Here is a 9,409-nt window from a genome sequence, read left to right on the forward strand (position 1 = left end):
CACCGGACATCACCGATTGGGAAATGTTAACTAACGAGAATAGTTCGCGATTCTGGCAGAGGTGGGAATGGTTAGCAATTGGCCACTGGTCAGGTGATAGGGCTGCATGCCTCTGTAGGAGCTGCCGAAGGCTGCGATCTTTTGATCTTGCTGTTTATAAAATCAAAAGATCGCAGCCTGCGGCAGCTCCTACAGGGGTAGTGCTAGAAAGAGTGAGTTTGCTGCCGCCGCTTCCACTGGCTCAACCGCTGCTGCAACTGCAACGGACTGTAAATCTGCTGCGCCCGCGCCCGGCTGAACAGAATCAACGCCAACTCCGCCGTGGCCAGCGCATCGGCACTCGCGTTATGCCGCTCGAACACTTCAAGCCGGAACCATTCGATCCACTCATCCAGCCCGGCCTCGCGAATCTGCGCCTGCGGACATAACAGCGGCGCAATGTCCGCCACATCCAGAAACACATGCTGCAGCTTATGCCCCAAGTGTTCCTTCACTGCGCGCCCGAGCATGTGCTGATCGAACGGCGCATGAAACGCCAGCACCGGGCTGTCGCCGATGAACTCCAGCAACTCCAGCAACGCTTGCGCTGGGTCGCTGCCTGCGGCAATTGCACTAGGGCCGAGGCCATGAATCAGTACGCTGGGGCTGAGCTTCAGTTCGCGACATTGCAGTGTGCGCTCGAACTGTTGGCTGAAATCGATCGCGCCGTCCTCGACCACCACCGCGCCGATCGACAGGACCCGATCCTTGCTCATATTCAGGCCGGTGGTTTCCAGGTCCAGCACCACCCAGCGCTGCTCGCGCAGGCTGCATTCGCTCAGCTCGGCAAGCGCCGGCAGCTTCGCCAGCCGCTGCTGCAAGTCCGCCGACACCACGGGGCTGGCCGGGCGTAGCCAGGAGAACAGGCTCATAGCTGATACCGCAAGGTCAGGCTGCTTTGCAGGCGCTGCGCCTGGCGCAGGGATTCGCGCAGGATGCGCCGGTCGAGATGATTGAGGCTGTCGGGATCGACGCGGTTGGAGTACGGCTGGTTCTCCCGGGTCTGCAACTGATGCTGCTGCATCCGCGTTTGCTGAATGAAGTGATAGGCCTCTTCATACGCCGCGCCGTCGAGCGGCTCGATGACCTCTTTATCGACCAGTTGGCGAAAGCGTTCGAGGGTGTTGTTGGCGTCAATGCCGTTGGCCAGCGCCAGCAGACGGGCGCCGTCCACGAACGGCGTCAGGCCCTGGATCTTCAGATCCAGCGTGGCCTTCTCGCCGTTCTTGCGTGCCAGCACGAACTCACGGAAGCGCCCCACGGGAGGGCGATTGCGCAGCGCGTTCTCGGCCAGCATGCGCTGGAACAGACGGTTGTCAGCGACCTGATCGAGGATGCCCCGGCGCAATTGCTCGCAGCCTTGCTCATCGCCCCAGACCACGCGCAGGTCGAAATAAATGCTCGAGCTCAGCAGGTTCTCCGGCGTGGCTTCGCGGATGAACGCGGCAAAGCGCCGTGCCCATTCGGCCCGCGACAGACACAGCTCGGGATTGCCGGCCATGATGTTGCCCTTGCACAGGGTAAAACCGCACTGCGCCAAGCTCTGGTTGATCTGCTGGGCAATCGGCAGCAGCTTGCCACGTATCTCCGCTGCGTGCGCGGCATCGCGCGCGTCGAAGAGAATGCCGTTGTCCTGATCGGTGTGCAGCGTCTGCTCGCGCCGGCCCTCGCTGCCGAAACACAGCCAGCTGAACGGCACGCCCGGGTCGCCCTTTTCGGCGAGGGTCAGTTCAATGACCCGACACACCGTGTGATCGTTGAGCAGGGTGATGATGTGGGTGATCTGCGTCGATGACGCGCCGTGGGCGAGCATGCGCTCGACCAGTTGGCCGATCTCGCCGCGCAAGGTCACCAGTTGTTCGACCCGTTGCGCGCTGCGGATGGTTCGGGCGAGGTGCACCAGATCGACCCGTTGCAGGGAGAACAGGTCACGCTCGGACACCACGCCGCACAAGCGTTGATCCTTGACCAGGCAGACGTGAGCAATGTGCCGCTCGGTCATGGCGATCGCCGCATCGAAGGCACTGTGATCCGGCGACAGATAGAACGGTGATCGAGTCATGTGCTGTTCGATGGCGTCGCTGAAATCACCGACACCTTCGGCGACCACATGGCGCAAATCGCGCAGGGTGAAAATCCCCAGCGGCGCCTTGTGCTCATCCACCGCGACGATGCTGCCGACCTGTTGCTCGTGCATCAGCTTCACCGCTTCACGCAGCGGCGTATCGGCGCTGCAAGTCACCGGATGGCGCATCGCAAGTTCACCGAGACGGGTGTTCAGCGAGTATTGAGTGCCGAGGGTCTCCACGGCTTTTTGCTGGACTTGCTGGTTGACCTGATCGAGCAGGCTGCTCACCCCACGCAAGGCGAAATCGCGGAAGGCGCTGGAGAGGGCGAACAGTTTGATGAACGCCAGTTTGTTCAGTTGCAGGCAGAAGGTGTCTTCGCCCGCCAGATGTTCGGTGCGCGTGGCGCGCTCACCGAGCAGCGCCGCCAGCGGAAAGCATTCGCCGGTGGTGATTTCGAAGGTGGTCTCTGTGCCGGGCTTGGTGATGTGCTGGCGTTCGCCGACCACCCGACCCTGTTTGACGATATGAAAGTGTTCCACCGGGCCGTCGGCCGGTTTGATGATGCTCTCGCCCTGGGCGAAAAAACGCAGCTGACATTGCTCCACCAGATAGGCGAGGTGGGCGTGTTCCATCTGATTGAAGGGCGGGAAGCGCTGGAGGAATTGCAGGGTGCCCTGAATGTTCTGCAATACCGCGGTTTTCCCTGCCTGGGTGAAGGCGTCCGCTTTGCTCATAACCATTACCGCAGTCTTTTTCGAATTGTTGTTGTCGGATCGTTGCGACCATGGTCGGCCCCGGCGGGCAGGGTGCCCATTGGACGTAAGTCTAGGTTTTGCCACCATTGGCCGATTTTCGGAAATAACCTACGCAAAAGCTCGGAAAAGCTTGCGCTAGCCACTTGGAAAAAATTCCGACGAAGTGCACATTGAAGCGCTGTCCGGTGATGTCTGACGACTTGCCAGGGATTGTTTGAACATTTAGAGAGCGCCATGTCCGACCACGATATTTTGAGCGACGCCGAGCGGGAAGCGCTCAGCGCAGTGATGCTCGAACCTGATCTGCCGCCGCAGCGTGTCCTGATCGTCGACGACGACAAGGACGCCCGCGAGCTGTTGTCAGAGATTCTCGCGCTGGACGGCATTCGCTGCATGACCGCAGCCAGCGGTGAAACCGCGCTGAAAATGCTCGATGAAAAGCCTTCGATCGGCCTTGTGATTACCGACCTGCGCATGGGCAATGTCGACGGCCTCGAGCTGATTCGCCAGGTGCGTGAATCGGTACGGGCAGCGATGCCGATCATCATCGTCTCCGGCGACGCCGACGTGAAAGACGCGATCGAAGCGATGCATTTGAGCGTGGTGGATTTTCTGCTCAAGCCGATTGATACGGGCAAGTTGCTTGAGTTGGTGAAACACGAATTGGGCATCGAGCCCTAGAAGCCCCTCACCCTAACCCTCTCCCAGAGGGAGAGGGGACTGACCGCGGTGAATGTTGGAGGTACACCGACCTGAATTTCATGAGTCGAACTCAGGAATTGAAACTTCCCCAATCTGCTCCCTTTCCCCTCTACCCCTTGGGGGAGAGGGCTGGGGTGAGGGGGATGGATCTCAAGCCCACCACAACAATCCAATCCACCTCACAAACAAAAAAGGCCCTGATCTCTCAATCAGGGCCTTTTTCACTTCCAGCGTCAGCGCAAATTACAGACCATTCGCGGCCTTGAACTCACGACGACGACGGTGCAGCACCGGCTCGGTGTAGCCGTTCGGTTGCTTGGTGCCTTCGATGACCAGTTCGACTGCCGCCTGGAAGGCGATGTTGCTGTCGAAGTCCGGTGCCAGCGGGCGATACAGCGGGTCGTTGGCGTTCTGGCGGTCAACCACCGGCGCCATGCGCTTGAGGCTTTCCATCACTTGCTCTTGGCTGACGATACCGTGGCGCAGCCAGTTGGCGATGTGCTGGCTGGAGATACGCAGCGTCGCACGGTCTTCCATCAAGCCGACGTCGTTGATGTCCGGCACTTTCGAGCAGCCGACACCCTGGTCGATCCAGCGCACCACGTAACCGAGAATGCCCTGGGCATTGTTGTCCAGTTCGTTCTTGATCTGCTCTGGCGTCCAGCTTGGGTTCACTGCCAGTGGAATGGTCAGGATGTCGTCCACCGAGGCGCGCGCACGTTTGGCCAGTTCGGCCTGACGCGCAAATACGTCAACCTTGTGGTAGTGCAGCGCGTGCAACGCAGCGGCAGTCGGCGATGGCACCCAGGCAGTGTTGGCGCCGGCCAGCGGGTGAGCGATTTTCTGCTCAAGCATCGCGGCCATGAGGTCCGGCATGGCCCACATGCCTTTACCGATTTGCGCACGACCTTGCAGGCCAGTGCTCAGACCGATGTCGACGTTCCAGTTCTCGTAGGCGCCGATCCACTTCTCGGCCTTCATGTCAGCCTTGCGCACCACTGGGCCGGCTTCCATGGAGGTGTGGATTTCGTCGCCGGTGCGGTCGAGGAAACCGGTGTTGATGAACACCACGCGCTCGCTGGCGGCCTTGATGCAAGCCTTGAGGTTGACCGTGGTGCGGCGCTCCTCGTCCATGATCCCGACTTTCAGGGTGTTGCGCGGCAAGCGCAGGACGTCTTCGATGCGCCCGAACAGCTCGTTGGTGAACGCCGCTTCTTCCGGGCCATGCATTTTCGGTTTGACGATGTACACCGAACCGGTGCGGGTATTGCGCCGCGAGGTGTTGCCGTTGAGGTTGTGCATTGCTGCCAGGCAAGTCACCAGACCATCGAGGATACCTTCCGGTACTTCGTTGCCTTGGCTGTCGAGGATCGCATCGATGGTCATCAGATGGCCGACGTTGCGCACGAACAACAGCGAACGACCGTGCAGGGTCACTTCACCGCCGTTGGGCGCGGTGTAGGTGCGATCCGGGTTCATGGTGCGGGTGAAGGTCTGGCCGCCCTTGGACACGGATTCCGCGAGGTCGCCCTTCATCAGGCCGAGCCAGTTGCGGTAGATCACCACTTTGTCGTCGGCATCAACGGCGGCCACGGAGTCTTCGCAGTCCATGATCGTGGTCAGCGCCGCTTCCATGAGGATGTCTTTGACGCCGGCGGCGTCGGTCTGGCCGACCGGGGTGCTGGCGTCGATCTGGATTTCGAAGTGCAGGCCGTTGTGCTTGAGCAGCACCGCGATCGGCGCGTTGGCGTCGCCCTGGAAACCGATCAACTGAGCGTCATCGCGCAGGCCGCTGTTGCTGCCGCCCTTCAGAGTGACGACCAGTTTGCCGTCAGCGATTTTGTAGCCGGTCGAATCGACGTGGGAGCCTGCGGCCAGAGGCGCGGCTTCGTCGAGGAAGGCGCGGGCGAAGGCGATGACTTTGTCGCCACGCACCTTGTTGTAGCCTTTGCCTTTTTCCGCGCCACCGTCTTCGCTGATCGCGTCGGTGCCGTAGAGGGCGTCGTACAGCGAGCCCCAGCGGGCGTTCGAAGCATTGAGCGCGAAGCGCGCATTCATCACTGGCACGACCAGTTGCGGGCCAGCGGTGCGGGCGATTTCATCGTCGACGTTTTGCGTCGTCGCCTGGAAATCAGCTGCTTCTGGCAGCAGATAACCGATCTCTTGCAGGAAAGCTTTGTAGGCCACGGCATCGTGCGCCTGGCCGGCATGCTGCTGATGCCAGGCATCGATGCGCGCCTGGAATTCATCGCGTTTGGCGAGTAGGGCTTTGTTCTTCGGCGCCAGGTCGTGAATGACCTTGTCGGCACCTTCCCAGAATTGTTCGGCGGTGAGGCCGGTACCGGGAATGGCTTCGTTGTTCACGAAGTCGAACAGGACTTTGGCGACCTGCAGGCCACCGACTTGAACGTGTTCAGTCATTGCTTGCCTCACTCTGCTCAGCTATTTCGCTTTTCAGCTCGTCAATTTAACAATGAAGCTTCTGGCCATTTAAACCACAAACCTGCGGACCAGTACATGCCATTGCTGGCGGCTGGGCTAGGACCAATCAACGGCTTGGAGGCCTTGCTGACGGGGCTTTCAGGGTTGCGAAGGGCCTTGGGCAGACATCGATCCAGCGTTATGTAGTGCGCGCTGCGGCATACTACATGATGAGTTGCGCTTGTGAAAATCAGACTAATTACGTCGTTCTGCGACCTCATGACGCATTGCGGTCACGTCGCGGAACGGGATGTTCTCAAAAAAGCATTGGATTGTTCCAGCTAAATATCGAAAGTTGTACACATAATTACTGTGGGCCTGCTAAGGAGCAATTTGGGTGTAACGATTTGTGGCGAGGGGATTTATCCCCGTTGAGTGGCGAAGCCGCCCCCTGCGGTCCGGCTGCAGACCCAATTGGCAGGGCTCACGACTGCTGCGCAGCCGGACGGGGATAAATCCCCTCGCCACAGATTCTCAGCACAAGTTGCGATGACAGGCTGAATCAATCCGCTTGCCTATACTTGCCCTTCGATAACAAAAGTCATGACAAGAGGGCTGCGCCATGGACCATCTCGTACTCACCGTTTTCGCCCCGGACAAGCCCGGGCAGGTCGAGCGCATCGCCCAATGCATTGCCGAGCACGGCGGCAACTGGCTGGAAAGCCGCATGTCACGCATGGCCGGGCAGTTCGCCGGGATTCTGCGCGTGGGGGTGCCGGCGGAGGCTTACGACGAACTGGTCGATGCCCTGCAAGCGCTGTCGGCCCATGGCATTCGGGTACTGATTGCCGAAAGCGGAGTGGAGCAGTCCTGCACGTGGAAACCGATCGCTATGGAACTGGTCGGCAACGACCGACCGGGTATCGTCCGCGATATCACTCGGCTGTTGAGCGAGCAGGGTGTGAACCTGGAGCGACTGGTAACTGAGGTGCGCCCGGCGCCGATGAGCAGCGAGCCGCTGTTTCACGCTGAAGCGATTCTGGCGGTGCCACTCACCTTGTCGCTCGACGTTCTGCAGGCGCGCCTGGAAACCCTGGCCGATGATCTGATGGTCGAACTGGTGTTACGCACAGAGGTTTAAACGTTCACAGGGTTATTCAGGTTTAACGTGCACCTGCCTGTGGATAACCTGTAGAGACTGAGCGCCACGCCGCGCCGGCCGTGGCTTTGCGTCTCTTGATCAAAAAACCGCCAACATTCAGTGACTTGCGCACAAACGGCGGGGATCACGCTGTGGATAAGCTTGGGAAGGAACGATGCAGGCCACGAGAACCGTGGCCTGTGGAGGTTTGTGCGTTTTTTGATCAGGCGCGCCGGCGCAAACTTATCCACGCATCAACGCTATAGACCGCCAGACCGGCCCAGATAAACATGAACGCAACCAGCGTGCTGGACGACAAATGCTCGCCAAACAGCAGCACGGCTTGCAGCAACACCAGCGTCGGCGCGATGTATTGCAGGAAGCCGATGGTGGTGTAGGGCAAGTGGCGGGTGGCGGCGTTGAAACACACCAGCGGCACCAGCGTCACCGGGCCGGCGGCCACCAGCCACCAGGCTTCGGAGGTGGTCCAGAAGGCCGGCTGCACACTCGTGGCAGTCTGATTGAACAGCAACCATGCGATCGCAATCGGCACCAGCATCCAGGTTTCCACTACCAGCCCCGGCAGCGCTTTGACCGGCGCCTGCTTGCGGATCAGGCCGTAGAAACCGAAGGTCAGCGCCAGCGCCAGCGACACCCACGGCAGACTGCCGACCTGCCACACCTGCTGCGCCACGCCGATGGCAGCCAGCCCGACCGCCACCCACTGCATGCGCCGCAGTCGTTCGCCGAGCAGCACCATGCCCAACAGCACGTTGACCAGCGGATTAATGTAATAACCCAGACTCGCCTCGAGCATCCGACCGTTGTTCACCGACCACACGTAGGTCAGCCAGTTGGCCGCGATCAGCGTGCCGCTCAGAGCCAGAATCGCCAGGCGCTTGGGATTGTCGAGCAACTCGCGCAGCCAGCCCGGGTGTTTCCACACCATCAGCAGCAACGCACCGAACAGCGCCGACCACAGTACCCGATGGATGATGATCTCGACGGCCGGGACTTCGGCAATGGCTTTGAAATAGATCGGGAACAGGCCCCAGATGATGTAGGCGCTCAGGCCCAGAATGTACCCGCGACGCGGGTTGGCGGCTTGCATGCAGAATCCTTGCTCGGGCAGCTGACAAAGAAAGGATTGTAAGGAGGTTGTATAGATGTGTCGTGTCAGAAAGCAAAAAGATCGCAGCCTTCGGCAGCTCCTACAGGGATATGCATTCCAAGGTAGGAGCTGCCGAAGGCTGCGATCTTTTGATCTTTGATCAGAAGAGTTTCAGCGGTTCTTCATTCAGTGCCGCCAACTGTTCACGCAACGCCAGCACCTGGTCGCCCCAATACCGCTCCGTGCCAAACCATGGAAAGCTGTGCGGGAACGCCGGGTCGTCCCAGCGTCGCGCCAGCCAGGCGCTGTAGTGCATCAGGCGCAGGGCGCGCAACGGTTCGATCAGTGCCAGTTCGCGCGGGTCGAAATCATGGAATTCGTTGTAGCCGTCCATCAATTCCGACAACTGCCCGAGACATTCCTGGCGATCGCCGGCAAGCATCATCCAGATGTCCTGCACCGCCGGGCCCATGCGGCAGTCGTCGAGGTCGACGATGTGGAACATTTCGTCGCGGCACATCATGTTGCCGGGGTGGCAGTCGCCGTGCATGCGGATGTTCTGGTGCGGCGTGGCGGCGTAGACATCTTCGACGCGTTTGAGCAGGTCGCGGGCAACCGACTCGTAAGCCGGCAGCAGGCTCTTTGGAATGAAATTGCCTTCGAGCAGGGTGTTCAGCGAGGCATGGCCGAAGTTTTGCACCGCGAGGGCTTCGCGGTGCTTGAACGGCTTGGTACCGCCCACCGCATGCATGCGCCCGAGCAACTGGCCGAGGCGATACAGCTGATCAAGGTTGCCCGGCTCCGGCGCGCGGCCCCCACGGCGCGGGAACAGGGTGAAGCGGAAACCGGCGTGCTCATGCAGGGTTTCACCGTTATGGATCAGCGGCGCTACCACCGGAATGTCGATGTCGGCCAGTTCGAAAGTGAACTGGTGCTCTTCGAGGATGGCCTCGTTGGTCCAGCGCTGCGGACGATAGAACTTGGCAATCAGCGGCTCGGAGTCTTCGATACCGACCTGATACACACGGTTTTCGTAGCTGTTGAGCGCCAGAATGCGCGCGTCGCTGAGGAAACCGATGCTTTCAACGGCATCCAGGACGAGATCGGGGGTGAGGGTTTCAAACGGGTGGGCCATGCTGACTCCTGCGCGCAGCAGGCTGCTGCGTCCGGC

7 protein-coding genes are annotated in these 9,409 nt (G+C 60.3%); 2 read left to right on the forward strand and 5 right to left on the reverse strand.

Features of this window, described 5'->3' with window-relative positions; genetic code table 11:
* Window positions 1-203 precede the first annotated feature (203 nt).
* Window positions 204-911: a 3'-5' exonuclease gene (locus D8U60_RS19900; protein ID WP_130900741.1), complete on the reverse strand. Its 708-nt coding sequence runs from the start codon at window positions 909-911 to the stop codon at window positions 204-206.
* Complete coding sequence (locus tag D8U60_RS19905; protein ID WP_347237653.1) at window positions 908-2,842, reverse strand: putative nucleotidyltransferase substrate binding domain-containing protein; 1,935 nt, start codon at window positions 2,840-2,842, stop codon at window positions 908-910. The genes D8U60_RS19900 and D8U60_RS19905 overlap by 4 nt, the downstream gene beginning before the upstream one ends.
* 255 nt (window positions 2,843-3,097) lie before the next feature.
* On the opposite strand from D8U60_RS19905, the gene D8U60_RS19910 reads away from it, so the two are divergent.
* A complete protein-coding gene (locus tag D8U60_RS19910; protein WP_016772851.1) occupies window positions 3,098-3,544 on the forward strand; it encodes a response regulator in 447 nt (148 codons plus the stop codon).
* 264 nt (window positions 3,545-3,808) lie between these two features.
* Here D8U60_RS19910 and D8U60_RS19915 read toward each other — a convergent pair whose 3' ends face one another.
* Window positions 3,809-5,986: a malate synthase G gene (locus D8U60_RS19915; RefSeq protein WP_130900742.1), complete on the reverse strand. Its 2,178-nt coding sequence runs from the start codon at window positions 5,984-5,986 to the stop codon at window positions 3,809-3,811.
* A gap of 622 nt (window positions 5,987-6,608) precedes the next feature.
* Here D8U60_RS19915 and D8U60_RS19920 point away from each other — a divergent pair.
* Window positions 6,609-7,127, forward strand: a complete 519-nt coding sequence (locus tag D8U60_RS19920) for a glycine cleavage system protein R (RefSeq protein ID WP_016772854.1) — start codon at window positions 6,609-6,611, stop codon at window positions 7,125-7,127.
* A gap of 223 nt (window positions 7,128-7,350) precedes the next feature.
* Here the strand turns inward: D8U60_RS19920 and rarD are convergent, their stop codons facing one another.
* Window positions 7,351-8,238 carry an EamA family transporter RarD gene (gene rarD, locus D8U60_RS19925; protein ID WP_016772855.1) on the reverse strand — a complete coding sequence of 296 codons (888 nt, stop codon included), beginning with the start codon at window positions 8,236-8,238 and terminating at the stop codon, window positions 7,351-7,353.
* A 160-nt stretch (window positions 8,239-8,398) separates the two neighbouring features.
* On the reverse strand, window positions 8,399-9,373 hold the full coding sequence (locus tag D8U60_RS19930) for a serine/threonine protein kinase (protein WP_056786600.1): 975 nt from the start codon (window positions 9,371-9,373) through the stop codon (window positions 8,399-8,401).
* Window positions 9,374-9,409: the final 36 nt, after the last annotated feature.

Origin of the sequence: Pseudomonas sp. Sample_11 (genome assembly GCF_004307505.1) — a bacterium.
In the GTDB taxonomy this organism is placed as follows: Bacteria; Pseudomonadota; Gammaproteobacteria; order Pseudomonadales; family Pseudomonadaceae; genus Aquipseudomonas; species Aquipseudomonas atacamensis.

What these genes read in the sequence shown, in the direction of transcription:
- D8U60_RS19910 (WP_016772851.1), top strand. Translation starts at nt 3,098, where the DNA reads ATGTCCGACCACGATATTTTGAGCGACGCCGAGCGGGAAGCGCTCAGC.
- D8U60_RS19930 (WP_056786600.1), bottom strand. Translation starts at nt 9,373, where the DNA reads ATGGCCCACCCGTTTGAAACCCTCACCCCCGATCTCGTCCTGGATGCC.
- rarD (WP_016772855.1), bottom strand. Translation starts at nt 8,238, where the DNA reads ATGCAAGCCGCCAACCCGCGTCGCGGGTACATTCTGGGCCTGAGCGCC.
- D8U60_RS19915 (WP_130900742.1), bottom strand. Translation starts at nt 5,986, where the DNA reads ATGACTGAACACGTTCAAGTCGGTGGCCTGCAGGTCGCCAAAGTCCTG.
- D8U60_RS19900 (WP_130900741.1), bottom strand. Translation starts at nt 911, where the DNA reads ATGAGCCTGTTCTCCTGGCTACGCCCGGCCAGCCCCGTGGTGTCGGCG.
- D8U60_RS19920 (WP_016772854.1), top strand. Translation starts at nt 6,609, where the DNA reads ATGGACCATCTCGTACTCACCGTTTTCGCCCCGGACAAGCCCGGGCAG.
- D8U60_RS19905 (WP_347237653.1), bottom strand. Translation starts at nt 2,842, where the DNA reads ATGAGCAAAGCGGACGCCTTCACCCAGGCAGGGAAAACCGCGGTATTG.